Origin of the sequence: Altererythrobacter sp. C41 (assembly GCF_016803135.1) — a bacterium.
GTDB lineage: Bacteria > Pseudomonadota > Alphaproteobacteria > Sphingomonadales > Sphingomonadaceae > Pelagerythrobacter.
In genome coordinates this window covers 44,828-70,229 of the sequence record NZ_JAEVFE010000009.1, presented here as the reverse complement: position 1 = coordinate 70,229, position 25,402 = coordinate 44,828, and the positions used below count along the sequence as shown (strand labels likewise).

Genomic DNA, 25,402 nt, shown 5'->3' with positions numbered 1-25,402 from the left:
ACCCCCTCCTCTGAAGAGGAGGGGGAGAAGCGGGCGCAACGATATAGCCCCCTCCTCTTCAGAGGAGGGGGTTGGGGGTGGTGGAGGCACGCGCTACTCAACGATCGTCCCCGCCGGCACCGCTTTTCCGCGCAGGAACGCCGCGACGTCCATCGCGGGCTTGCCGGCGCGCTGGATGCGGACGGGGCGGAGTGCGGCGTAGCCGCAGGCGATGGTGAGGTCGTCGTCGAGCGTCGTGCCCGGTTTCCCCTCGCGCGCGATCACTTCGGCCTTCAGCACCTTGATCCGCTCGCCGCCGAGGGTGAACCAGGCGCCGGGGAAGGGGGCCATGGCGCGCACCTGGCGCTCGATCGCTTCGGCATCGCCGGTCCAGTCGATCCGCGCCTCGGCCTTGTCGATCTTGGCGGCATGGGTCGCCTGCAGGTCGTCTTGCGGGAGGGGCTGGAGCGCTGCGAGATCGTGCAATGTGCCGACCATCAGGTGGGCGCCGATCTCGGCCAGCTCCTCGGTCAGTTCGCCCGCGGTCTTGTCGTCGACCGGGGTGCGCGCGGTGGCGAGCATCGGGCCGGTGTCGAGCCCGGCTTCCATCTGCATGATAGTGATCCCGGTCACCGCATCGCCGGCGAGGATCGCGCGCTGGATCGGCGCCGCGCCGCGCCATTTGGGCAGCAGGCTGGCGTGGATGTTGAGGCAGCCGAACGTCGGAACGTCGAGCACGGCCTGCGGCAGGATCAGCCCGTAGGCGGCGACCACCGCCACCTCCGGCTCGAGCGCCGCGAACTCCGCCTGCGCTTCGGCCGATTTCAGCGAAGCGGGGTAGCGCACGGGAATGCCGCGCGCCTCGGCCGCGCGCTGGACGGGCGAGGGCTGGAGCTTCTTGCCCCGGCCGGCGGGGCGCGGGGGCTGGGTATAGGCGGCGGCGACGGTGTGCCCCGCCTCCACCAGCGCGGCCAGCGCCGGGACGGCGAATTCGGGCGTTCCCATGAAGACGATGCGCATAAGCCCGGCGGCCACCTTTCGTTGCGGGAGCGCAGGCCCTATCTCCCGCCCCATGGCATCGCAAGAGATCGAGAACCTCGCATCGGCGCTCGCGCGGCTGCCCGGGCTCGGGCCGCGCTCGGCGCGGCGCGCGGTGCTGTGGCTGCTCAAGCGACGCGAGACGGCGCTCGACCAGTTGCTCGGGGCCATGGCCGAGGTGCGGGACAAGCTGGTCGAGTGCGCTGTCTGCGGCAATATCGACACCCGGGCGCCGTGCGGCATCTGTGCCGATCCGCGGCGCGATGCGCGCGCGATCTGCGTGGTGGAGGACGTCTCCGACCTCTGGGCGCTCGACCGGGCGAAGCTGTTTACCGGCAAGTACCACGTGCTTGGCGGGCGACTCTCGGCGCTCGACGGGGTGCGGCCGGAGGACCTGACGATCGGCGCTCTGCTCGAACGGGTCGGGCAGGGCGGGGTGGACGAAGTCGTGCTCGCCATGAACGCCACGCTGGAGGGGCAGACCACCGCGCATTACCTTGCCGAGCGGCTGGAGGATTTTCCGGTGCGCGTGACCCAGCTCGCGCACGGCCTGCCGGTGGGCGGGGAGCTCGACTACCTCGACGAAGGCACGCTGGCGCAGGCGCTGCGGGCGCGGAGGCCGGTGGGGTAGGTAGCGCGAGCTCCCGCGAAGGCGGGGGTCTCAGGCCACTTGTGGAGCGCCGGCCGCCTGAGATCCCCGCCTTCGCGGGGACTCACTTGTCGTTTGCGCCGGGCCGCACTATTTTACGCCGCATGGCAATCCGCGAAATTCTCGAAGTGCCGGATCCCCGGCTCAAGGTCGTGTCCGAACCGGTCACCGCATTCGACGGCGAGCTCAAGACGCTCGTCGAGGACATGTTCGAATCGATGTATGCCGCGAACGGCATCGGCCTCGCCGCGATCCAGGTCGGCGTGCCCAAGCGCGTGCTGGTGATCGACCTCCAGCCCGAGGACCCGGATGCCGAGCCCGAAGTGTGCGACCACGGCGGGCACCAGCATACCCACCAGCCGACGAAGAACGAGCCGCGGGTCTTCGTGAACCCGGAAATTCTCGATCCGGCGGACGAGCTGGCGACCTATCAGGAAGGGTGCCTCTCGGTCCCCGACATCTATGCCGACGTCGACCGCCCGGCGACTTGCCGCGTGCGCTGGCAGGATCTCGAGGGGAAGGTCCACGAAGAGCAGATGGAGGGCCTGATGGCGACCTGCATCCAGCACGAGATGGACCACCTCGAAGGCATTCTCTTCATCGACCACCTCAGCCGCCTCAAGCGGCAGATGGCGCTGAAGAAGCTGCAGAAGCTGCGCCAGGCGGCCTGAGGCCGGGCCTCGCGGCCCTCATCGACATCGACCGAGTTGCGCAAGCGGGCGGGGCTCTCTAGGTCCCTGCGTTCGCACGCGCGAGGGAGGTGACGATGCGCAAGGGATTGTCCGTTCTGGCGGCACTGACGCTGGGGGCCTGCGCGACGGGGCCGGGCGGGCAGGCCGACACGCTCGATGCGATCGCCGACGACTACCTGCTTCTCCAGCTCACCATCGGTGAGAAGGAGGAGGGCTATATCGACGCCTACTACGGGCCCGAGGACGTCCGCACGCAGGCGGTGGCCGAGGCGGCGGGGCAGACCCTGCCGATGCTCGCCGTCCGCACCGAGGCGCTGGAGACCCGTGCGGCGCAGTTCGCCGACGACGGAGCTCCCGGCGACAGCCTGGACGAGCGACGCGCGCGGTTTCTCGTCGCGCAGCTCACCGCGGCGGGCACGCGCCTCAGGATGATGCAGGGCGAGAAACTGTCGTTCGCCGACGAGGCCGAGGGGCTGTTCGGCATGCGCCCCGACCTGCCGGCGCTCGAAAGTTTCGATCCTCTTCTGGCGCAGATCGAGCGGCTGGTGCCGAGCGAGGGGCCGCTGTGGCAGCGGATCGATACGTTCCAGAAGCGCTTCGACATGCCGGCGGACCGCGTGCGCCCCGTGATGGATGCCGCGATCGCCGAGTGCAAGCGGCGCACGCTCGACCATATCGCGCTGCCCGAAGGCGAGAGCTTCACGCTGGCGCTGGTGACCGACAAGCCGTGGAGCGGATACAACTACTACCAGGGCGACTATCACTCGAAGATCGAGGTCAACACCGACCTGCCGGTGCGGCTCGATCGCGCGATCGATCTCGGCTGCCACGAGGGCTATCCGGGCCATCACGCGTTCAACTCGCTGCTCGAGCGCGAGCTGGTGAACGGGCGCGGGTGGCAGGAATTTTCGGTCTATCCGCTCTATTCGCCGCAGTCGCTGATCGCCGAGGGTTCGGCGAACTACGGGATCGATCTCGCTTTCCCGGGCGAGGAGGACGTGGCCTTCACGCGCGACGTGCTGGCGCCGATCGCCGGGCTGGAGGACCTCGACGTCGAGCGCTACATCGCGCTGCGCGACGCGATGCAGGACCTTGGGCCGGCGCGCTACACGATCGCCTCGCAGTATCTCGCGGGCCATATCGACGGCGAGCGGGCGACCGAGCTGCTGCAACGCTACCAGCTCGTCTCGCCCGAGCGGGCGAAGCAGTCGCTCGACTTCATCGACACCTACCGCAGCTACATCATCAACTACGGGCTCGGCCGGGACATGGTGCAGGCCGCGATCGAAGCGGGTGACGCGGGCGCTGACGTGCGGTGGGAGCGGATGGAGCATCTGCTCAGCGAACCGACGCTGCCGGCGGACCTCGTGGCGATGGCGCGGCAGGGCGAATAGCGTCCGCCGCCGCGGGGGCTTTCCCCGGCGCGCACGAACGCCTACATGGCGCGGCCTTATGGCCCGTCCCAAACCCGCCACGTTCGACAAGCAGAAGACCGTCGCCGAGAACCGGCGCGCGCGGTTCGATTACTACATCGAGGACAAGTTCGAGGCCGGAATCGCGCTGCAGGGCACCGAGGTGAAGGCACTGCGGGCGGGCGAGGCCTCGATCGCGGAGAGCTATGCCGAGGTCCGCGACGGGCAGGTGTGGCTGGTCAACGCCAACATCCCCGAGTTCAGCCACGGCAACCGCTTCAATCACGAGCCGCGCCGGCCGCGCAAGCTGCTGCTCCACGCGCGCGAGATCGAGAAGCTGTTCGGCGCGGTCGAGCGCAAGGGCATGACGCTGGTTCCGCTGAGCGTCTATTTCAACGCGACCGGCCGCGCGAAAGTCGAGCTCGCGCTGGCCAAGGGCAAGCAGGCGCAGGACAAGCGCCAGACGATCAAGGAACGCGACTGGAAGCGCGACAAGGCCCGCCTGCTGCGCGAGAACAGGTAGTTCCCTTCGCGCGCGCCGGGGCCGGAACGCGGCGGGAATCACGAGCCGACCAATGAGGGCGATTACCACCCGTTCACCCGCTGGCTATTCGCGCCCGGCTACCCATATCGCCCGCAATGACCGCTTCACCAGATTCTGTGCCGCCCCACTTGCCCTCAGCCCCCAGCGCGAGCATTGCGGCGGCGAGATCATGATGCGCAAACCTTCCAAGACATTCCTCGCCGACTGGCTGCGCAAGAACATGCCGACGCGCGAGGACATGGCGCAGAACAAGTATCTCGCGCCGATCGCGCACCGCTTCCTCAGCCCCGAGCTCTGGCGCTTCACGCGGCGCTCGGTGCCGCGCGGGATCGCGCTGGGCCTGTTCGCGGCGTTCATCGTGCCGGTCGGGCAGATATTCCTCGCCGCCTTCCTAGCGCTGCCCGCGCGCGCCAACGTGCCGCTTTCGGCGCTGGCGACGTTCGTGACCAACCCGTTCACGCTCGCCTTCTGGCTGGTGATCGCGAACAAGGTCGGCGCGTTCGTGCTCAAGGTCGATGCGGTCACGGTGGGCGTCGCCAGCGACGAGTTCACGAGCGGCCGCTGGGAAGGCTGGGCGCTCGGCGCGTTCGAGGTCGCGGGTGTTACCGCGTTCGGCTTCATCGTGCTGTCGATCTGCTCGGCGGCCGCGGGCTATCTTATATCCAGCGTCGTCTGGCGGATCGTGGTGGCCCGCAAGCGCAAGCGGCGGCTGCGCCAGATGGAGGCGCGGCTCGACCGGCGGCTGGAGGCGCAGGAAGGCTGATGGCCAGGCTGATCGGGCAGGGGCAGGGGCGACTGTCGCTTGCCACGTGGATCGCCGCCGCCCTGGCGGTGAGCGCGCTGCTGATCTGGCTCGCGACGGGCGACGGTGTCCTCACCCTCGGCTACGCGGTCGGCCTCGCCGCGCTCATGGCCGCCGGCTATGCGTTCTCACGGATGCGCACGGGGCCGGGCGAGGCCGCCTTCGCGCCGCCCGACTGGTCGGTGACCGTCGCCGCGATCGAGCAATCGGACACGGCCGTCGCGCTAACCGATCGCGCCAACCGACTGGTCTGCGCGAACCGTCTCTACGGCGACTGGTTCGGTATCGCCCATGCGCCGCCGAACCTCGATCTCGACCGTCCCTCGCTCGAACGGCTGGTGCGCGCCGCGCGCGAGGCGTGGCGCGACGGCACCTCGTCGGTCGACCTGCTCGAGCGCGAGAGCGGCGGCGGATCGTGGCGGGCGGAGACCGAACGCGCGGGGCGTGGTGACGACTACCTGGTCTGGCGCTTCACTGCGCTGACGCTGGAAGATCCGGTGGCGCGGTTCGCCGACTGGATCACCGGCCCGCTCGGCGCCGTGCTCTCGAACGCCGGGATCGAGACCGCGATCGTCGGGACCGACGGCACGATCCGCGCTGCCGGCGCGGGCTTCGCGGCGCGCGCGACCGGCGATGGGGCAGCGACGCTGGCCGGGCAGGAATTCGTCGCGCAGCTCCGCTCCGACAGCCGCGAGCGGATCTACTTCGCGCGCGAGGGGCAGCGCGGCACGCCGCAGATGCTGATCCAGGTCTCGCTCGCCGACCCCGAAGCCGCGCGTCCCGCGCGCGCCGACGAGGCGCCCTCGCTCATGCTGCTGGTCGAAAGCGGGATCGGCATCGGCGGCGGCTGGGAAGGCGTGGGGCAGGCAGCCACGCCGCAGCTCGAGGCGCTGCTCGGCGCGCTGCCGCTGGGGCTGGCGATGACCGACCGCGACGGCCGCTTCCTGTTCGCCAACGACGCCTTCCTTCGCGCTGCGGAGATCGAGCGGGAAGGGCTGCCCTCGTTCCCCTCCGACCTCGTGGTCCGCGAAGACAAGGGTGCCCTGGCCGACGCGGTCCGGCGCTTCGCCCGGGGGTCGATTGCCAGTGCGGACATGGCCGTCCGGCTGCGGCACCAGCCCGACGAGCCGGTTTCGCTCGGCCTTGCCGGGGTGCGCGGGCTGGGCGAGGCGGCGGTGTTGCTGAGCCTGGTCGACACGACCGAGGAAACCCGCCTCAAGCGCCAGGTCGCGCAGGCGACCAAGATGCAGGCCGTTGGGCAGCTCGCCGGCGGCGTGGCGCATGATTTCAACAACGTGCTGACCGCGATCATCGGTTACTGCGATCTCATGCTGCTGCGCCACACGCCCGGCGACAGCGATTACGACGATATCCAGCAGATCCGCGCCAATTCGAACCGCGCGGCAAGCCTGACGCGCCAGCTCCTCGCCTTCAGCCGCCAGCAGACGCTCCGGCCCGAGGTCCTGCAACTGCCCGACGTGGTGAGCGAGGTCAGCCAGCTCCTCAAGCGGCTGCTGGGCGAGAAGATCGCGTTCAAGGTCCACCACGACCGCGACCTCGGCCCGGTGCGCGCCGATCCGCAGCAGCTTGAGCAGGTGATCGTCAATCTCGCGGTCAATGCGCGCGATGCCATGCAGGCGCGGGGCGACGGGACCGGCAGGCTGACGCTGGCGACTCGCCGCGTTACCGCAGGGGACGTGCGCAAGATGGGGTCCGACATCATCCCCGTCGCCGACTATACGGTGCTGGTGGTGCAGGACACGGGCGGCGGCATCCCCGCCGAGCTGATGGGCAAGATCTTCGAGCCGTTCTTCACCACCAAGGAGCAGGGCAAGGGGACCGGGCTGGGGCTGTCGACCGTCTACGGCATCGTCAAGCAGTCGGGCGGATTCATCTTCTGCGACAACCTGATCGGGACCGACGGCCGCCCGCAAGGCGCGCGGTTCACGATCTACCTGCCGGTCCACGGGGGCGGCGCACCGCACGAGCCGCGGCAGGCGCCCGAGGAGCCGCAGGCGACCAGCGAATGGTCGGGCGGCGGGCGCGTGCTGCTGGTCGAGGACGAGGACATGGTCCGCGCCGTCGCCGAGCGGGCGCTGTCGCGCGCGGGCTACAGCGTGACCACGGCGGCGGACGGGGAAGAGGGCCTCGCCGCGATCGCCGAGGGCGGCGAATTCGATCTCGTTCTGAGCGACGTCGTCATGCCCGGCCTGGACGGCCCGGCCATGGTTCGCGCGATCCGCAAGGTGCGGCCCAACCTGCCGGTACTGTTCATGTCGGGGTATGCCGAGGAGCAGCTCCGCAGCGAGATCGACCTCGCCGACATGCACTTCATCGCAAAGCCATTCAGCGTGCAGGAGATCGGCGACAAGGTCGCGCAGGTTCTAGGCGCCGCACATCGCTAGGGTGGCGATTGGCGATGGACCGCACCGTTCACGCGCCGTAAAACCGCCGGCAGCATCTTCTATGGACTTTGCAGGGGAGGGTTCGCGTGAAGACGTATCGCTTGTTGGCCGCACTCGGGGCGGCTCTGTCTCTCGCGCTTCTCTCCACCGCGGCTCCCGCACAGACCGATCCCGACGAAACCGCGCAGGGCGACGTTTCGGTCACGATCTACAACAACGGCCAGGCGCTGGTGCAGGACGTGCGACAACTGCCGATCGCGCAGGGGCGCAGCCGGATCGAGTTTCCCGACGTCTCCGCGCAGATCCGGCCCGAGACGCTGAGCTTCGCGGCGGACGGCGCGGCGATCGTCGAGCAGAACTTCGACTTCGACCTCCTGACCCCGGCCAAGCTGATGGAGAAGGCGATCGGGCAAACGGTGACCCTGGTGCGCACCAACCCTGCTACCGGCGTCGAGACGCGCGAGCGCGCGACGGTGCTGTCCACCGCCGGCGGCGTGGTGGTGAAGATCGGCGACCGGATCGAGGTTCTTCGCGACGACGGGCTGCCGGTGCGCACGGTGTTCGACCGCGTGCCACCCAACCTGCGTGCCCGGCCGACGCTATCGGTGACGGTCGAGAGCGACCGCGGCGGCGCGCGCCCGGCTTCGATCCGCTATCTCACGCCCGGGCTCGGCTGGTCGGCGGATTACGTTTCGCTCTACGACGAGGCGACCGGCGCGATCGACATGCAGGGCTGGGTGACGCTGACCAATCAGACCGGCACGACGTTCCATCGGGCAGACACGCTGCTGGTCGCCGGCAGCCCGGGATCGGCGGCGGCGAGCAACCGGCGCTATCCGCCGCCGCCTCCGCCGCGGCCGGGCATGGTTCGCCCGGGCACCGAGAGCACCGGCCGCGAGCAGGTCGGTGAGTTCTATCTCTATCCGATCGAGGGCCGCACCACGATCGCCAACAACCAGACCAAGCAGGTCAGCTTCCTCGACGTGCAGGGCGTGCCGGCGCGCAAGGTCTATGCGCGGACCGTCGGCTGGCTCGCCAACGACGATGCGCCGGTGAACGTGTCGAGCGAGATCGCATTCTCGTCCTCTCGGCAGGGCGGGCTCGGCGATGCGCTGCCCGCGGGCACCGTGCGTTTCTACCAGCGCGACAGCCAGGGCACGCCGCAGTTCATCGGCGAGAGCGCCATCGGCCATACTCCGATGGGCAGCGAGCTGTCGCTGCGCACCGGCGATGCATTCGATATCTTCGTGCAGGCCGAAGTGGAACGCCGCGAGGAGATCACCTCCGCCGAATGGGAAAGCAGCGCCCGCTACCGCGTGATCCGCGACGGTGAGGTGGTCGAGCAGCTCGACGTCGAGCGGCCCAAGCAATTCTACCGCACGACGATGCGCTACACGCTGACCAATGCCAAGGCCGCCCCGGTCGAGGTCGATCTGGTGCAGGCGGGGCTCGACCGCGGATGGTGGGGCCACGATTTCCGCGTCGTCAGCGAGGACATTCCGGGCGAGCAGCTCAATGCCGATCGGCGCAAGTGGGTCGTCCCCGTGCCCGCCGAGGGCGAGCGCGTGATCCGCGTGACTTACGAAACGCGGTTCTGAGCGGCGCCGGGCGATGCGGCGCGCCGCATTCCTCCTCGCGCTGATCGCCGCCTCCGCCGCCGCGCAGGCGCGCGAGACCGTCGATGCCTCGGCTCCCGGCGCGGTGGCGGTCACCGTCTACCGCGATCCCGAGCGCGGGCCGGACGAGGCGATGGACCGCGCCTTCCCCGAAGGCTTCGCGATGATCAGCGAGACGCGCACCGTCACCCTGCCGCCAGGCGAGAGCACGGTGCGTTTCGAAGGCGTGGCCGAGGGGATGGTGGCGGTCTCCGCAATCGTCACCGGCCTGCCGGGCGGGACGATCGAGAAGAACCGCAATGCGGAGCTGCTCTCCCCCGCGGCGCTGGTGAACGGCACGCTCGGCAACCGGGTGACGATCACGCGCACCAATCCGGCGACCGGTGTGGCGGAAAGCGAGTCGGCGATCGTTCGCACCCGGGCGGACGGCGGGCTGGTGCTGCAGACGGGCGAGGGGTTCGAGGCGGTACGCTGCGCGGGCCTGCCCGAGAAGCTGACCTTCGACCGCATTCCCGCGGGGCTCTCGGCACAGCCCGTGTTCTCGATAGATACCCGCGACACGAGCGGCGGGACCTATCAGGTCGTGCTGACCTATCTCGCCTGGGGCTTCGACTGGCAGGCGAACTACGTGGCGACGCTGGGCGAGGGCGACGGGAAGGGCGGAGTCGCACTCGGGCTGACTTCCTGGCTCACCCTGCTCAACGACAACGGGCAGTCGTTTCCCGATGCCGAGCTGATGGCTGTGGCAGGCCGCCTCAACGTCGAGAGCGACTACCGGGACCTGGCCGATCAGCCGGTGGCGGAGCCGCTGCGGCTGACCTGCTATCCGATCGGCAGCACGGCGAGCGGATCGCCGATCGCTTATCTGCCTCCCCCGCCTCCGCCGCCGCCGGCTCCCCCTCCGCCGCCGATGGCCGACGCCATCATCGTCACCGGAGCGCGCGTGCAGAGCATGGCTTCGCCCGCGGCGATGATGGCCGCGGAGGAGGAGCTCGGCGACCTGAAACTCTACCGCGTACCGGAGCCTGTCACCGTCGCGGCGAAAGGCCTGAAGCAGGTCGCCTTCCTGCAGAAGGACGAGGTCGAGGGTGAATTGATCTACGAGATCGGATGCCGGGCGAGTCGTCAGAGCGACGAGGAGTTTCGCCCGGCCGAGCGGTTGCTGACGACGGTCAACGACGAAGCGCACGGCCTCGGCGTGGCGCTGCCGTCGGGCGGCGTCGCGGTGTTCGAGCCATCGTCCCACGGCCCGCTGCTGGTCGGGGAAGAGCGCCTGCGCGACTATGCGCGCGGCCAGGACGTCGAGATCGCGCTCGGCACCAGCAGCCGTGTGCAGGTCGCCTGCACGCGCACGAGCGAGCACGATCCGGCGGCGGAGCCCGAGAAGTGGGTGCGGATGGAGGCCGAGATCGCGAACGCCCTCGATCATCCGGCGCGTCTGCGCATCCGGCTCGGCACAGCGGCCGATTGGGAAGTTCGCGGGCGCGGCCTCCGGATCAAGGACGGCGAGCGGGTGATCGAGACGACGATTCCCGCCAATTCGGATCGGAAAATCCGCTGGCGAGCCCGCTCGGTGCACCGCTGATCGGCCAAGAACCGGCGGGAAATCCGCCATTTCACGCCTTGGCGAGAAAATATTCGTTCTGCTCTTGTTCTGATGGAACAAAGCGGATACATAGCGCATCAGTCGATAACGGGAACGAAGCCCTAGGCAAGCGAAGGAGCCCATGCGATGGCGGCCGAACTGAAGCTGGTTGAGAAGGAAAGCAACGTGGACCGTCAAAAGGCGCTCGACGCCGCCCTGGCACAGATCGACCGCGCATTCGGCAAGGGTTCGGCGATGAAGCTGGGCCAGAAGGAAGCGATGCAGGTCGAAGCGATTTCGACCGGTTCGCTCGGTCTCGACATCGCACTCGGCGTCGGCGGCTTGCCGCGCGGCCGGGTGATCGAAGTCTATGGACCCGAAAGCTCGGGCAAGACGACGCTCGCGCTGCACGTGATCGCCGAAGCGCAGAAGAACGGCGGCACCGCCGCGTTCGTCGATGCCGAACACGCGCTCGATCCCGTCTATGCCAAGAAGCTGGGCGTCGACATCGACGAGCTGATCGTCTCGCAGCCGGACACCGGCGAGCAGGCGCTCGAAATCACCGATACGCTGGTGCGCTCGAACGCGATCGACGTGCTGGTGGTCGACTCGGTTGCCGCGCTGGTTCCGCGCGCCGAGATCGAGGGCGAGATGGGCGACAGCCACGTCGGCCTGCAGGCCCGTCTGATGAGCCAGTCGCTGCGCAAGCTGACCGGCTCGATCAACCGTTCGAAGTGCATGGTGATCTTCATCAACCAGCTACGGATGAAGATCGGCGTCATGTACGGCAATCCGGAAACGACGACCGGTGGCAACGCACTCAAGTTCTACGCCAGCGTGCGGCTCGACATCCGCCGCACCGGGCAGATCAAGGACCGCGACGAGATCATCGGCAACTCGACCCGGGTGAAAGTGGTCAAGAACAAGGTCGCTCCGCCGTTCAAGCAGGTCGAGTTCGACATCATGTACGGGGAAGGCATCTCGAAGATCGGCGAGATCCTCGATCTCGGGGTCAAGGCAGGGATCGTGGAAAAATCGGGGAGCTGGTTCAGCTACGACTCGATCCGCATCGGCCAGGGCCGCGAGAACGCCAAGCAGTATCTCAAGGACAATCCCGAAGTTTGCGACAGGTTGGAAGCCGCCATCCGCGGCCGGACCGACGAAGTCGCCGAGGAGATGATGACGGGTCCGGACGCGGACGACTGACATCACCGCCTCAAGCGGGCGCTGCAGGGCGCCCGGGAAAACGGGAAACCGGCGCGCGCACCATACGGAGCCGCGCCGGTTTCTCCTTTGATGGAGATGGGCCGGCCGTGGGTCGCTCCGAGGCCTTCCGAGGGCGAGAGATCGCCGGGTCGGTCGTGCCAAATTAGCGTTTGGCGGAGACAGCCGATCATTTCCCGATTGTCCTTTGGCAACGAGGAGCGGGCACGTCCTGACCGTCCGCGAAGGTGATTCGGAAACAAGCGGGGCGCGGTCCTAGGCACTCCTCCCCGGCTGAATCTCGAGACGACCGGCAACGATTCATGAGTGATTGGCCGGTGCGCTTGGAAGCGGTCGCACCGGGGATCCACGGCTGCGCCCCACATGATGATCAGCGGATATGATCCGGCGCGATCTTCCAGCACGATTGCGGTCAGCTGATCCACAAGAACGATCCCTCGCCCCGGCGCGGCATGGTCCAGACAACTTTCACGGCTGCGCGCCAGGTCGACTTACGCGGTGCGCCATGGACGGATACGGTCCGCCGGCTACGATCTCGTAGTACCATCTGAAGAAGACGTCCGATTCGCGAAGACGCCGCCGTCTCGCCGCACAGCAGCCGAGGAGCGCATTCCATGACCGACAAGGCCGAGTGGGAAGGACGTGTCGGACGTACCTGGGCGGCCGAGTGGCAACGGACCGACCGCAGCTTCGCGGCTCTGACCCGGCGCATGCTGACCGCAGCCGCCGATGCACCTTTCGCCGGCGCGCTCGACATCGGCTGCGGGGCGGGCGAAGTCTCGCTCGCCCTTGCCGGCGCCAACCCGGGCGCGCAGGTGATCGGGGTCGACGTCAGCGACGAACTTCTCGCCGCCGCGCGGGAGCGGGGCGCAGGCCTGCCGAACCTCGCTTTCGAGCTCGGCGATGCCTCCCGCTGGACACGCGGCGGTTTCGCGCCCGACCTCCTCGTGTCGCGGCACGGCGTGATGTTCTTCCCCGATCCGGTTGCCGCCTTCGCCCATCTCGTCCGCCTCGCGGCCGCCGATGCGCGGCTCGCCTTCACCTGCTTCCGCAACCCCTCCGAGAATGCATGGGCGAGCGGTCTCACTGCCCTGCTGCCCTCCGGCCTCGGCGCGCCTCCGCCGCCCGGCCAGCCGGGCCCGTTCGCATTCGCCGACAAGCGACGGGTGGAGCACATCCTCGCCGCAGCGGGTTGGCGGGACGCGGCGTTCGAGGCGATCGATTTCCCCTATGTTGCCGGGGCCGGCGACGATCCGGTCGAGGACGCGCTCTCCTACTTCCTTGCGATCGGGCCTGCCGCGCGCGCGGCCGCGCAGATGGAGAACGGGGAGCGCGCCCAGTTCGTCGAACGCGTGCGGGCGTTTCTGCAAGATCATCTCGATGGCGGCCAGGTCGCGCTGCAGGCAGCCGTCTGGCTCGTTACGGCCCGCGCACCGGCTGGCTGATCGCCCGCCTGGCCTGGGGGAATGCGCCTTAATCCGCTTGTCGCACCGCGCTCCAGCAACTAACTGCGCTGCATGATTTCGACCAACGACGTTCGCCGGTCCTTCATCGACTATTTCGCGCGCGCGGGCCACGCGCCGGTGCCGAGTGCGCCGCTGGTGCCCTACAACGATCCCACGCTGATGTTCGTCAACGCGGGCATGGTGCCTTTCAAGAACGTGTTCACCGGCCTCGAGACCCCGCCCGCGCCGACCGCCGTGTCGAGCCAGAAATGCGTGCGCGCCGGGGGCAAGCACAACGACCTCGACAACGTCGGCTACACCGCGCGGCATCACACGTTCTTCGAGATGCTCGGCAACTTCTCGTTCGGCGACTACTTCAAGGAACAGGCGATCGAACACGCCTGGACCCTGCTGACCAAGGAATGGGGCCTCGCGCCGGAGAAGCTCACCGCCACCGTCTATCACACCGACGACGAAGCGTTCGACCTCTGGCGCAAGATCTCGGGCCTGCCCGAAGAGCGGATCATCCGCATCGCGACGAGCGACAACTTCTGGTCGATGGGCGACACCGGCCCCTGCGGCCCGTGCAGCGAGATCTTCTACGATCACGGCGAGCACATTCCCGGCGGCCCTCCGGGTTCGCCCGACGAGGACGGCGACCGCTTCATCGAGATCTGGAACCTCGTGTTCATGCAATTCGAGCAGTCGGCCGACGGCTCGCGCACCGAGCTGCCGAAGCCCAGCATCGACACCGGCATGGGTCTCGAACGCATCGCCGCCGTCATGCAGGGTGTGCACGACAACTACGACATCGACACGTTCAAGGTCCTGATCGCCGCGAGCGAGAGCCTGACCGGCGTCGCCGCCGAAGGCGAGCGCCGCGCCAGCCACCGCGTGATCGCCGATCATCTGCGCTCCAGCGGTTTCCTGCTGGCGGACGGCGTGCTGCCGTCGAACGAGGGACGCGGCTATGTCCTGCGCCGCATCATGCGCCGCGCGATGCGGCATGCGCACCTGCTCGGCGCCGAGCAGCCGCTGATGCACCGCCTCGTGCCCACGCTCGTCACCGAGATGGGCCAGGCCTATCCCGAGCTCCAGCGCGGTCAGGCGCTGATCGAGGAAGTGCTCGAGCGCGAGGAGACGCAGTTCCGCCGCACGCTCGACAAGGGGCTGCGCCTGCTCGACGAGGAAACCGCCGGGCTGGGCGAGGGCGGCGAGCTCGAAGGCGAGACGGCGTTCAAGCTCTACGACACCTACGGCTTTCCCTACGACCTCACCGAAGATGCCCTGCGCGCGCGCGGCATCGGAGTCGACCGGGCCGGGTTCGAAGCCGCCATGGAGCGCCAGAAGCAGGCCGCCCGCGCTGCATGGAAGGGCTCGGGTCAGACCGCCGACAGCGAGCTGTGGTTCGACATCGCCGAACGCGAGGGCAGTACCGAGTTCACCGGCTATTCCGCCACGGAGGGCGAGGGACGCGTCGTCGCGATCATCCGCGGCGGCGCCGAGGTCGATTCAGCCCATACTGGCGATGAGGTCATGGTGCTGACCAACCAGACCCCGTTCTACGGCGAGAGCGGCGGGCAAAGCGGCGACGCCGGCACGATCTCGACGCCGGAAGGGTTGCGGATCGCGGTCACCGACACGTCCAAGCCGCTCGGCCGCCTGCACGCGCATCACGGCCGGATCGACGCCGGCAGGGTCGCGGTGGGCGACAGCGTGCATCTGACCGTCGACGCGGAGCGGCGCGACCAGATTCGCGCGAACCATTCGGCGACCCACCTCGTCCACGCAGCGCTGCGCAACCGGCTCGGCGACCATGTGACGCAGAAGGGCTCGCTCGTCGCGGCCGATCGCCTCCGCTTCGACTTCTCGCACCCCAAGCCCTTGACTGACGCGGACATCGCTGCGGTCGAGGCCGAGGTGAACGCCGAAATCCGCGCCAACGAGGAAGTCGCCACCCGTCTGATGAGCCCGGACGATGCTGTCGCGGCCGGGGCGCTGGCGCTGTTCGGCGAAAAATACGGCGAGGAAGTGCGCGTCCTGTCGATGGGCCGCAGAGCCGGCGGCGGGCGCAACTACTCGGTCGAGCTGTGCGGGGGCACGCACGTTCGCGCCACGGGCGACATCGGCCTGTTCCGCATCGTTTCGGAGAGCGCGGTTTCCTCTGGCGTGCGCCGGATCGAGGCCCTGACCGGCGAGGCGGCGCGCCAGTGGCTGGTCGGACGCGAGGAGGCGCTGAAAGCGGTCGCCGGCACGATCAAGGCTGCTCCGGAAGAAGTCGAGGCGCGTGTTGCCGCGCTGGTCGATGAGCGGAAGCGGCTGGAGCGCGAGCTCGCGGAAGCGAAAAAGCAGCTTGCGCTCGGTGGCGGCGGCGCCGCCGCGCAAGGGCCTGCAGACGAGGATGTCGGCGGCGTGAAGTTCTCCGGTCAGGTGCTGCAGGGCCTCGATCCCAAGGAACTGCGCGGCCTGCTGGACGAGGCGAAGAAGCGTCTCGGTTCCGGCGTGGCGACCGCGGTGGCGGTCAACGAGGGGCGCGCGGCGATCGCGGTGGCGGTGACCGGCGATCTTGCCGGCCGGTTCGATGCCATCGCGCTCGTGCGCAAGGGTGTCGAGGCGCTGGGCGGCAAGGGCGGCGGTGGCCGCGCGGATATGGCGCAGGGTGGCGGGCCGAACGGCGCGAAAGCGGACGACGCCGTCGCCGCGGTAAAGACCGCGCTCGCGGCGACCTGAAGTCCTTACCGGCGCACGTTGCTGGCGCCGCGGGTCTCGGGTTCGCTGCCGCGCGGCAGATCGCGCCCGCGGGTATCGGCGGGCTGGTTCGCCTCGTGCTTCTGGTCTTTCGCCACGTTCTGGGGCTTGAACTTCTCTTCGTTCGGTTCGGGTTTCGCCGGATTGCGGTCGGTCATCTGAACTCTCCTTTCATCGCTCAACGCATGGAGCGGGGGAGAGTTCACGGCCGGTGTGCTCAGCCGGCTTCGGCCGTGGTCGTACGCAGCTTGGGCTTGTACTGAAGCGCGCCTTCCTGACGGATCTGTTCCCGAAGCTGGTCCCGCTTCTCGTGGATAGAGGCGATCACCGGGCCCATCGGCACTCCGATATCGGCCAGCACCGCCTCGGATAGCTGGAGCGAGCTTTCGAGCGTCTCGGGCACGGCATGGCTGGCGCCAACTCGGTAGAGTTCGCCAGCATGGTGCGAATCGCGGGCGCGGGCGACGATCAGCAGGTCCGGATGCTGCCGGCGGATCTTCTGCACGAGCCGCTGGACCAGCACGGGCTCGTCCATCGTCAGAACCACGGCGAGGGCGCTTTTCAGACCCACTCTCTCCAGGGCGTCGCGGCGCGATGCGTCGCAGTAAAGCACGCGGTAGCCGTCGCGCTTGGTGCGGTCGACCATGTCGGTGTCGGAATCGAGTGCGATGTAGGGCTTGTTGTGGACGGTGAGCATGTCCGCCACCAGACGGCCGACCCGTCCCGATCCGACGACGATCACGCGCGGATCCTCGCTGTATTCAGGCGGCAGTTCGGGCACGCTGTCGATGCGCCGGGCGATCGCCCTGCCGAACTTGGCGAGGATCGGCGTGATCGTCAGGCCGATAGCGGTGACGATCTGCCAGAACTGCGCCGTGCCGGGCTGGATCAGCAGGGCCGAAGTCGCGCCCGCCAGCACGATCAGCGTGGTCTCGGACGGGCTGGCCATGAGCACGGCCGTTTCGGCAGCCGTGCTGCGGCGCGCGCCCATGATGCGCAGCAGGAGGCCGGTGACGAGCGCCTTGAAACCCAGCACCAGCACCACCGCGAGCGCGATGGCGCCGATGTTCTCCCAGATCGTCGTCAGGTCGATGCTCATTCCGACGGTGATGAGGAAGATCCCGAGCGCGAGGCCCTTGAACGGCTCGATGATCGCTTCGACTTCGCCGTGATACTCGGTCTCGGCGATCAGCAGCCCTGCGATGAGCGCGCCGACGATCGGCGAAAGACCGACGACCGCGGTGGCGAGGCTGGCGCCGATCACGACCAGCAGGCTCGCCGCAAGGAACAGTTCGGGGCTCTTGGTGCGCGCGGCTTGGGCGAACAGGCGGGGCAGGGCGATCCGGCCCACGACCAGCAGCGCGACGATCACCAGCCCGCCTTGCCACAGGGTGCCGACGAGGCCCTCCCACCCCTCCGCCTGCGCGTTGGGCGCCATGGCGCCGAGCAGGAAGATGATCGGGACGATCGCGATATCCTCGAACAGCAGCATCGACAGCGCGGCGCGTCCGACCGGTGTGTGCGTGCCCGAGATCGGCAGCACGATCGCGGTCGAGGACAGCGCCAGGGCAAGGCCGAGGCCCAGCGCGCCGGTCCAGTACTGGCCCATCATGGACAGGCCGATGGCGATGCACGATCCGATGATGAACAGTTCGAGCGCGCCAAGGCCAAAAACGAGTTTTCGCATTTGCCACAATCGGTTGAACGAGAGTTCGAGACCGATCGTGAAGAGCAGCAGAATGATCCCGAACTCGGCGAAAGGCGCCAGCACCTCGGGATCGCTGATCGTTACATGGCCGAGCAGCGGATACTCGTAGATCAGCTTGCCGAGCCCGAACGGCCCGACGGCAATGCCGATCAGGATGAACCCGATGACCGGGGTGATGCGGAAGCGGGTGAATACCGGGATCACGATACCCGCCGCGCCGAGGATGACCAGAGCATCCGTCAGTGCGGGGGAAGGTGCGATCTCGCCGGCCATTGCGTGTCACCTAACGGCGGCCGCGACCGTTGTCACGGCAATCGCGCGCCGCGGGAAAAATTGCCCGATCAACCTCCGCCGACGGTGGAGGGGCCGAGCGGTTCCCGCCGGGGCCGCGGCTTGCCGGGGTGTTCGCCGGCCTCATCCCACTCGATGCGGTAAAGGTCGAAGCGGCGGTCGGCGAGGTTGCGCACGGTGCCCTCGGCCCGCGCCCAGGACAGGTCGGCCAGGTTGATGTCGCTGATCGTCAGGGCTTCGACGTTCTCGCTCGCTTCTGCCGCGATCCCGTCGCGCGCGAAGGGGAAATCGCAGGGCGTCAGGATGCAGCTCTGCGCGTACTGGATGTCCATGTTGGCGACGCCCGGCAGGTTGCCCACATTGCCCGAGAGCACGACGAAGCACTGGTTCTCGATCGCCCGCGCCTGCCCGCAATAGCGCACGCGCAGGTAGCCCTGCCGGCTGTCGGTGCAGAAGGGGACGAAGATGATTCGGGCCCCTTCGTCCGCCAGGCGCCGCGCGAGCTCGGGGAATTCGCTGTCGTAGCAGATCAGCACGCCGATCGGGCCGACGTCCGTGGGGATCACATCGATGCTGTCGCCGCCGCGGATGTTCCACCAGTAACGCTCGTTGGGCGTCGGATGGATCTTCTCCTGCTCGTGGATCGATCCGTCGCGCAGGCAGACGTAGGCGACGTTGTGGATGTCGCCGTCGTCCATGCGCGTCGGGTGCGACCCCGCGATGATGTTGATGTTGTAGCGCATCGCCATGTCGGAGATGTCGGCCTTGATGCGCGGGGTATATTCCGAAAGCCGCTCGATCGCCTCTACGGGGGAGAGTTGCTTCTCCTCGAAGCTCAGCAATTGGAGCGTGAAGAGTTCGGGGAAGACGATGAAATCCGCCTCGTAGTCGCTTGCGACATCGACGAAATACTGGATGGCGCGGTGGAACTCGTCATAGTCGGCCACCGCGCGCGCCTGAAGCTGGCAGGTCGCGACGCGCACCGACTCCACGCCGCGTGGAAGGCGCTTCTTCACCGGCTGATCGCGCTCCACGTAGGGGTTGCGCCAGACCATCAGGACCGCGTTGGCGTCCGACTTCTTGTCCTCCGGCAGATAGCCGTGCATCACCCGCGCAGGCTCGAACCCGTTGGCGAGCTGGAAGCGCAGGACGGGATCGTGAATCTTCGCCGCGACGACCTGCTCGAGATAGTCCTCCGGTCCGTCCACCTTGCGCTTGTGACGCCGGTAGTTCGGCATGCGGCCTGCGAAGACGATGCCGGTCAGGTCGCGCTCCTCGGCCAGCGCGCGGCGCTCCTCGTAGAGCCGCCGGCCGATGCGCACGCCGCGCACTTTGGGGTCGACGCACATCTCGTAACCGTAGAGCCAGTCGCCGGTCGGATCGTGCCGGCTGCCGAAGCCGTTGCCGGTGATCTCGTCCCAGTCGTGATCCTGGAACGCCAGCGTCTCGGCGATCTGCATGGTCGCGCAGTAGCCGACGACCTCGTCGTCGAGCAGGGCGACGAAGCAGCCTTCGGGAAAGTTGTTGATCTGCCCGCGGATCTCGCCGTGCGTATAGGCGGGCATGTCGTCGTAGACGCGGCGGACCAGTGCGGCGATCCCGCGCACGTCCTTGGGCCGGGCGTTGCGTATCTCCAGCCGCCGCTTGCCGAATTTCTCGGATGCCTTGCGGCGTGCCGGGTGTTTCTTCTGGGAGGCCTTGGCCACTGATGTCGTTCCCCCTTCCGTCATTGTCTGGGATCAATGACGGAAGGGGGCAAACGTTTCATCAGGCCCAGTTGGCCATTTCCGCTTCGAGGTTGGTCACGATCGCCTCGAAGAACTGCTCGGTGGTGAGCCAGGACTGGTCGGGCCCGATCAGCAGCGCGAGGTCCTTGGTCATCTGGCCGCGCTCGACGGTCTGGATGCAGACGCGCTCCAGCGTTTCGGCGAACTTCACCACGTCGGGCGTGCCGTCGAACTTGCCGCGGTACATCAGGCCGCGGGTCCAGGCGAAGATGCTGGCGATCGGGTTGGTGCTGGTCGCCTTGCCCTGCTGGTGCTGGCGGTAGTGGCGCGTGACGGTGCCGTGCGCCGCTTCGGCTTCGACGGTCTTGCCGTCCGGCGTCATCAGGACCGAAGTCATCAGGCCGAGCGAGCCGAAGCCCTGCGCGACCGTGTCCGACTGCACGTCGCCGTCGTAGTTCTTGCAGGCCCAGACGAACTTGCCGTTCCACTTGAGCGCGGAGGCGACCATGTCGTCGATCAGGCGGTGCTCGTAGGTGATGCCGGCCTTGTCGAACTTGTCCTTGAATTCGGCATCGAACACTTCCTGGAACAGGTCCTTGAAGCGGCCGTCGTAGGCCTTGAGGATCGTGTTCTTGGTCGAGAGATAGACCGGCCACCCGCGGTCGAGGCCGTAGTTGAAGCTGGCGCGGGCGAAGTCGCGGATCGAATCGTCGAGGTTGTACATCGCCATGGCGACGCCGCTCGACTGGAATTCGAACACGTCGAGATCGATCTTCTCGCCGTTCTCGCCTTCGAACACGAGGCGCAGCTTGCCCGCCCCGGGGATCAGCGTGTCGGTCGCGCGGTACTGGTCGCCGAACGCGTGACGGCCGACGACGATCGGGTCGGTCCAGCCGGGCACGAGCCGCGGCACGTTGTCGATCACGATCGGCTCACGGAAGACCACGCCGCCCAGGATGTTGCGGATCGTGCCGTTGGGGCTCTTCCACATCTTCTTGAGGCTGAATTCCTCGACCCGCGCCTCGTCGGGCGTGATCGTGGCGCACTTCACGCCAACACCGTGTTCCTTGATCGCATTGGCCGCATCGACGGTGATCTGGTCGTCGGTCTCGTCGCGCTTCTGGATCGACAGGTCGTAGTATTTCAGGTCGACATCGAGGTAGGGAAGGATCAGCCGCTCGCGAATCCACTCCCAGATGATGCGCGTCATCTCGTCGCCGTCGAGCTCGACGATGGGGTTCTTGACCTGAATCTTCTGCATGTGTGCCCTATCTGTCTGGATGGTTTGCGCGGGCTTTAGCAGAGGCGGGGGAGGGCGCAAGGGAAGCCGCCGATACGAAAAAGCCCGCCGGAGCGGCGGGCTTCTTCCTCCTCGATGGTGGGCGTACCAAGGATTGAACTTGGGACCCCTACGATGTCAACATAGTGCTCTACCACTGAGCTATACGCCCGAACCATCGGAGGTGCCGCGAACGGCAGGCGCGCCATCTAGCGATTGGGCCCATGCCGCGCAAGCCCTCATTCGCGGTCAGACCGTCGCGGGCAGACAGTCTTCGAACACGCGTTCGATCTCGAGCACGAGGTCGCGCAGATGGAAGGGTTTGGAGAGGATCTTCGCCTGCGGCTGTTCGCGGCTCACCCGCAGCGTCACGGCGGCGAATCCGGTGATGAACATCACCTTGGTTCGCGGGCTGACTTCGCCGCAGCGCTGCGCGAGTTCGATCCCGTCCATTTCCGGCATGACGATATCCGACAGGAGGAGGTCGAAATGCTGCGATTCGAGCAACGGAACGGCCTGCGTTCCGCGATCGACGGCCGTCACTTCATAGCCGGCATTTTCCAGCGCGCGGGCGAGATAGCCGCGCATCGCCTCCTCGTCTTCGGCGAGAAGTATCCTGAGGCCGTTGCGTTCGCTCATGAGAGTTCGCTTAGCGCCCCCGGCTTAAGAAATCTTTCGCCTTGTCGGCATTGCCCTGCTTTGACACATCGTCGCTAACGGTCCAGCAAGGATGCGAATGGACGAGCGCAATTCCAGCGGGTGCGGCGAGCGGGTCTCGGGCGGGGCGATCCCTGGCACCGACGAGCCGGCATTCACGCTGGAGATGCCGCGCGAAACGCCGATCCCGGTTCTGATTGCGGCGCCGCATGCCGGCCGCTGCTATCCCGAAACCGTGCGGGAACGCATGCGCGATCCCGAATACAGCGCCTTGCGGCTGGAGGATCGCTATACCGATCTGCTCGCGCGCGAGATCGCCGCTGCGACCGGTGCCGCATTGCTCGTCGCGCATGCGCCGCGGGCCATGCTCGACCTCAATCGTGCCTGCGACGACATGGACTGGTCGATGGTCGCCGGTGGCGCGCCGAGGAAGACACCGCATTCGGCGCTCAACCGCCGTTCGCGCAGCGGCCTGGGCCTCGTGCCGCGCCGCCTCGGCGGACTGGGGGAAATCTGGAAAGGGCCGATGGCCAGGGACGATCTGGAGGCGCGGATCGACGGAATTCATCGGCCCTACCACGCGCAGCTCGCCGGCGCGCTGGAGACCCTGCGCGACCGCTGGGGCGCTGCGCTGCTGGTCGATCTTCATTCGATGCCGCCGCTCAGGCCGCGCTTTCCCGGCGATCGCACTGCGGAGTTCGTGCTGGGCGACCGTTTCGGTGCCTCGTGCGATTCCGCCCTTGCGGCGCAAGGGCTCGCATACTTCGCCCGGTTCGAGCGGCGTACCGCGCACAATCGGCCCTATGCTGGCGGCTACATTCTCGACCGGCATGGGGTGCCGGCGCGCGCCATTCATGCGCTGCAACTCGAAATCTGCCGCTCCAGCTATCTCGATGCGCGGCTCGCGGAAGCCTCTGCGCGCATGCCTGCTGTCGCGCGCTTGCTGACCGGGTTCGTCAGGGAACTTGGCGATGCGGTCGCCGCGCTCGGGAGAAACGGGGCGCTCCCGCTCGCCGCAGAATGAAAAAACCACCTCGTGCAAAATGCACGAGGTGGCCAAGGTTCAGGGAGGAGGTGCACCGCAGTGCACCGATCGGAACAGGCTATGAGGGGAGCGCCGTTCCGATACCGAGGAGATAGGTTGCGTGCCGGGATGTTTCAACCCCGGCTATCGCGAGACGATCTCGTGCTGTCGTCTCAGTTCGTCGCTGCGGGCACCAGCTCGGGGCCTTTGCCCTGCTGCTGCTGACGCGCGAAGATCGCGCGCATCAGGTCGAGCGAGAACATGTGGGCGTAGATCAGCGCGAGCAAGCCGTTCTGGCACCAGGTGCGCAGCACGTCGCCGCGCACTTCGCGCAGCTTTTCCTGGTTGATCATCTGGAAGCCCCGGTAGACGTAGGGGCGATCCGGATTGTCCTGCATGGAGATGGCGATCTCGCCGTCCATCAGCAGATCGTGCTTCTTCAGCTCGTCGATGAATGCCTTGGTCCGCTGGCCTGCTTCCTCGAAGTGCTGGCAGAACTCGAGAGCGCGCTTGGTCGCATCGGCCGGTTGACCCTCGTCGTCGAACAGGGCGTCGCCTTCCGAGAACTCGCCCAGCGATTCGGTGGTCGGATCGAAGCAGAGCGACAGCTCATCGGAATCGGGCCGCAGTTTGGCGAGCATGAAGGGGTAGCGGCGGATGTAAGCCGGGAGATAGACCGGCTCGTTCACCTTGCCCTCGTCGTCCACGAACGTGTTCACGCCTTCGTTCAGACCCATGAGCGCGAGCGGCAGCGGGTTGTCGCCGGAGGAGAAGACGATCGGATAATCGCGCTGCGCCTGGACGAATTCGTCGACCGTCAGCGGAATCGCGTGCTGACTCGTCAGCCACTTCGCCGAATCGATGCCCTTGCTGTGCCACTTCGCGTGATCGCGGCTGTTGAGCGGCATGAGGTCGTTGTAGAACAGGGGCAGGTTGGGCTGCGGCGCGCTGGCCATGGATTCTCTCCGGATCGCTAGGATTGTCTACTCGGCAAGGCGTGCACCCCGCGCGTGAAGCGCGCGCTTTAGTTGCTGCGTGCCTCAGGCGCAAGCGGCACGAGCTTGCCGGGATTGAGCAGGTTCTGCGGGTCGAGTGCCTGCTTGACGCTGCGCATCATCGCCAGCGCGACGGGATCGCCCAGCCGGCCGAGCTCGTCACGCTTCATCTGGCCGATGCCGTGCTCCGCGCTGATCGAGCCGCCCCAGCGAGTGACGAGGTCGTGCACGAAGGCGCTGATCGCCTTGCCCTCGCCGTCCTCCCACGCGCCGCGAACCACCCCGGAGGGGGCAAGCACGTGGAAGTGGACGTTGCCGTCGCCCAGGTGTCCGAATGCGAGTGCACAAGTCCCCGGAAAGCGCGCCTCCACTTCGGGTACGGCCTTTTCGACGAATTCGGCCATCCGCGCGACGGGGACCGAGATGTCGTGCTGCATCGCCGGGCCGATCGCCCGCTCGGCCGGCGAGATCGACTCACGCAGCAGCCAGAACTGATCCGCCTGCGTCTCGCTCGCAGCGATCGTCGCGTCTTCGATCAGCCCGGCCTCGAAGGCGTCGGCGAGCAGCGATTCCGCGAGTTCGGAAAGGCCGTCGGCCGCGCCTTTCTCCGCGACGAGCTCGATCAACGCATGCCAGGAGTGTTCGCTGGCCAGCGGGCTGCGTGCGTCGGGCAGGTGATCGAGCACCGCGGAGAGGCAGTGGGCGGGGATCACCTCGAACCCTTCGAGGTGGTTTCCGGCGCGCGCTTCGCAGTGGAGCAGCAGACGGCGCGCATCGCCGATCGACCGGAGCCCGGCCCAAAGCACCGCACGCTCGCCGATCGCGGGCAGAAGCCGCACAGTCGCTGCGGTCACGATACCGAGCGTGCCTTCGGATCCGATCAGCAGCTGCTTGAGGTCGAACCCGCGGTTGTCCTTCTTGAGCGGAGTAAGCCCATCGAACACGCTGCCGTCGGCGAGCACCGCTTCCAGCCCGAGCACCTGCGCGCGCATCGTCCCATGCCGCAGGACCTGAGTGCCGCCGGCGTTGGTGGCGATCAGGCCGCCGATCGTGGCCGACCCTTTCCCGCCGAGGGTGAGGGGAAAGCGCATTTGTTGCGCGGCGGCCGCCTCGTGCAGGGTCTGCAGAATCGCTCCGGCCTCGCACACCGCCTGCCGCGAATCGGGATCCACAGCCCGGATGGCATTCATGCGCCGGAGCGAGAGCAGCAGGGCCTCGCCTCCACTATCGGGCGTGGCGCCTCCCGACATGCCGCTGTTGCCGCCCTGCGGTACGATGGGCACATGGTGCCGGGCGCAGAGCCGGACGATGGCAGAGACTTCCGCCGTGCTCGCTGGCGAGGCCATCGCCAAGGCATTCCCGGCATAGCGGCCACGCCAGTCCGTGAGCCACGGCGCCATCAGCTCCGGGTCCCGGGTAAAGCCGCGTTCGCCGAGCAGCTCGGCCGCGCTTGCGAGAAAGGCGTCGGGATCGCGCATCGGAACCCTATGGCACAACCCCGCTCCTCCGTGCCACCCGTGAGGACGGATTAAGCCGTCGTTCAAGCGTTTGCGCTATTTCGCAGGGCCGGATATGGCCGCAC

At 67.7% G+C, this 25,402-nt stretch carries 20 protein-coding genes and 1 tRNA gene; 12 read left to right on the top strand and 9 right to left on the bottom strand.

Going from position 1 to position 25,402, the window contains the following annotated elements; genetic code table 11:
• Positions 1 to 93: 93 nt before the first annotated feature.
• Complete coding sequence (gene fmt, locus JNO53_RS13440; protein WP_203112401.1) at positions 94 to 999, bottom strand: methionyl-tRNA formyltransferase; 906 nt, start codon at positions 997 to 999, stop codon at positions 94 to 96.
• A gap of 52 nt (positions 1,000 to 1,051) precedes the next feature.
• On the opposite strand from fmt, the gene recR reads away from it, so the two are divergent.
• From recR to alaS, 11 genes are all read left to right on the top strand, one after another.
• Entirely contained in the window at positions 1,052 to 1,648 is a 597-nt protein-coding gene (gene recR / locus JNO53_RS13435) for a recombination mediator RecR (protein ID WP_203112356.1), read from the top strand.
• Positions 1,649 to 1,770: 122 nt separating this feature from the next.
• Positions 1,771 to 2,337: a peptide deformylase gene (def, locus tag JNO53_RS13430; RefSeq protein WP_203112353.1), complete on the top strand. Its 567-nt coding sequence runs from the start codon at positions 1,771 to 1,773 to the stop codon at positions 2,335 to 2,337.
• Between the two features lie 95 nt (positions 2,338 to 2,432).
• On the top strand, positions 2,433 to 3,752 hold the full coding sequence (locus JNO53_RS13425; RefSeq protein WP_203112350.1) for a hypothetical protein: 1,320 nt from the start codon (positions 2,433 to 2,435) through the stop codon (positions 3,750 to 3,752).
• 58 nt (positions 3,753 to 3,810) lie between these two features.
• Positions 3,811 to 4,293, top strand: a complete 483-nt coding sequence (smpB, locus tag JNO53_RS13420; protein WP_203112347.1) for an SsrA-binding protein SmpB — start codon at positions 3,811 to 3,813, stop codon at positions 4,291 to 4,293.
• Between the two features lie 52 nt (positions 4,294 to 4,345).
• Positions 4,346 to 5,077 carry a DUF2062 domain-containing protein gene (locus tag JNO53_RS13415; RefSeq protein ID WP_338015362.1) on the top strand — a complete coding sequence of 244 codons (732 nt, stop codon included), beginning with the start codon at positions 4,346 to 4,348 and terminating at the stop codon, positions 5,075 to 5,077.
• The gene (locus JNO53_RS13410) at positions 5,077 to 7,521 is read left to right on the top strand and encodes a hybrid sensor histidine kinase/response regulator (RefSeq protein ID WP_203112330.1); all 2,445 of its coding nucleotides are present in this window, start codon (positions 5,077 to 5,079) and stop codon (positions 7,519 to 7,521) included. Before JNO53_RS13415 ends, JNO53_RS13410 begins: the two co-directional genes overlap by 1 nt.
• 86 nt (positions 7,522 to 7,607) lie before the next feature.
• Positions 7,608 to 9,119, top strand: coding sequence for a DUF4139 domain-containing protein (locus JNO53_RS13405; RefSeq protein ID WP_203112328.1), 1,512 nt, complete (start codon positions 7,608 to 7,610; stop codon positions 9,117 to 9,119).
• A gap of 13 nt (positions 9,120 to 9,132) precedes the next feature.
• Complete coding sequence (locus JNO53_RS13400) at positions 9,133 to 10,722, top strand: DUF4139 domain-containing protein (RefSeq protein WP_203112325.1); 1,590 nt, start codon at positions 9,133 to 9,135, stop codon at positions 10,720 to 10,722.
• Positions 10,723 to 10,869: 147 nt separating this feature from the next.
• A complete protein-coding gene (gene recA, locus JNO53_RS13395; RefSeq protein ID WP_203112322.1) occupies positions 10,870 to 11,928 on the top strand; it encodes a recombinase RecA in 1,059 nt (352 codons plus the stop codon).
• A 632-nt stretch (positions 11,929 to 12,560) separates the two neighbouring features.
• Entirely contained in the window at positions 12,561 to 13,391 is an 831-nt protein-coding gene (locus JNO53_RS13390) for a class I SAM-dependent methyltransferase (RefSeq protein WP_203112319.1), read from the top strand.
• A gap of 72 nt (positions 13,392 to 13,463) precedes the next feature.
• On the top strand, positions 13,464 to 16,121 hold the full coding sequence (alaS, locus tag JNO53_RS13385) for an alanine--tRNA ligase (RefSeq protein WP_203112317.1): 2,658 nt from the start codon (positions 13,464 to 13,466) through the stop codon (positions 16,119 to 16,121).
• Positions 16,122 to 16,126: 5 nt separating this feature from the next.
• Here alaS and JNO53_RS13380 read toward each other — a convergent pair whose 3' ends face one another.
• From JNO53_RS13380 to cpdR, 6 genes are all read right to left on the bottom strand, one after another.
• Entirely contained in the window at positions 16,127 to 16,297 is a 171-nt protein-coding gene (locus JNO53_RS13380) for a hypothetical protein (protein ID WP_203112315.1), read from the bottom strand.
• Positions 16,298 to 16,356: 59 nt separating this feature from the next.
• Positions 16,357 to 18,120, bottom strand: coding sequence for a cation:proton antiporter domain-containing protein (locus JNO53_RS13375; RefSeq protein ID WP_203112313.1), 1,764 nt, complete (start codon positions 18,118 to 18,120; stop codon positions 16,357 to 16,359).
• Positions 18,121 to 18,188: 68 nt separating this feature from the next.
• Positions 18,189 to 19,703, bottom strand: coding sequence for a bifunctional GNAT family N-acetyltransferase/carbon-nitrogen hydrolase family protein (locus JNO53_RS13370; protein WP_238401921.1), 1,515 nt, complete (start codon positions 19,701 to 19,703; stop codon positions 18,189 to 18,191).
• 202 nt (positions 19,704 to 19,905) lie between these two features.
• Positions 19,906 to 21,126, bottom strand: a complete 1,221-nt coding sequence (locus tag JNO53_RS13365; RefSeq protein ID WP_203112302.1) for an NADP-dependent isocitrate dehydrogenase — start codon at positions 21,124 to 21,126, stop codon at positions 19,906 to 19,908.
• Between the two features lie 115 nt (positions 21,127 to 21,241).
• Positions 21,242 to 21,316: transfer RNA gene (locus JNO53_RS13360), tRNA-Val, on the bottom strand.
• Between the two features lie 77 nt (positions 21,317 to 21,393).
• Entirely contained in the window at positions 21,394 to 21,783 is a 390-nt protein-coding gene (cpdR, locus tag JNO53_RS13355) for a cell cycle two-component system response regulator CpdR (protein ID WP_203112299.1), read from the bottom strand.
• A 97-nt stretch (positions 21,784 to 21,880) separates the two neighbouring features.
• On the opposite strand from cpdR, the gene JNO53_RS13350 reads away from it, so the two are divergent.
• Positions 21,881 to 22,825: an N-formylglutamate amidohydrolase gene (locus JNO53_RS13350; protein ID WP_203112296.1), complete on the top strand. Its 945-nt coding sequence runs from the start codon at positions 21,881 to 21,883 to the stop codon at positions 22,823 to 22,825.
• A gap of 173 nt (positions 22,826 to 22,998) precedes the next feature.
• On the opposite strand, the gene JNO53_RS13345 is transcribed toward JNO53_RS13350, so the two are convergent.
• A complete protein-coding gene (locus JNO53_RS13345) occupies positions 22,999 to 23,781 on the bottom strand; it encodes a SapC family protein (protein ID WP_203112294.1) in 783 nt (260 codons plus the stop codon).
• A gap of 68 nt (positions 23,782 to 23,849) precedes the next feature.
• Positions 23,850 to 25,298, bottom strand: coding sequence for an FAD-binding oxidoreductase (locus tag JNO53_RS13340; RefSeq protein WP_203112292.1), 1,449 nt, complete (start codon positions 25,296 to 25,298; stop codon positions 23,850 to 23,852).
• Between the last annotated feature and the right edge of the window lie 104 nt (positions 25,299 to 25,402).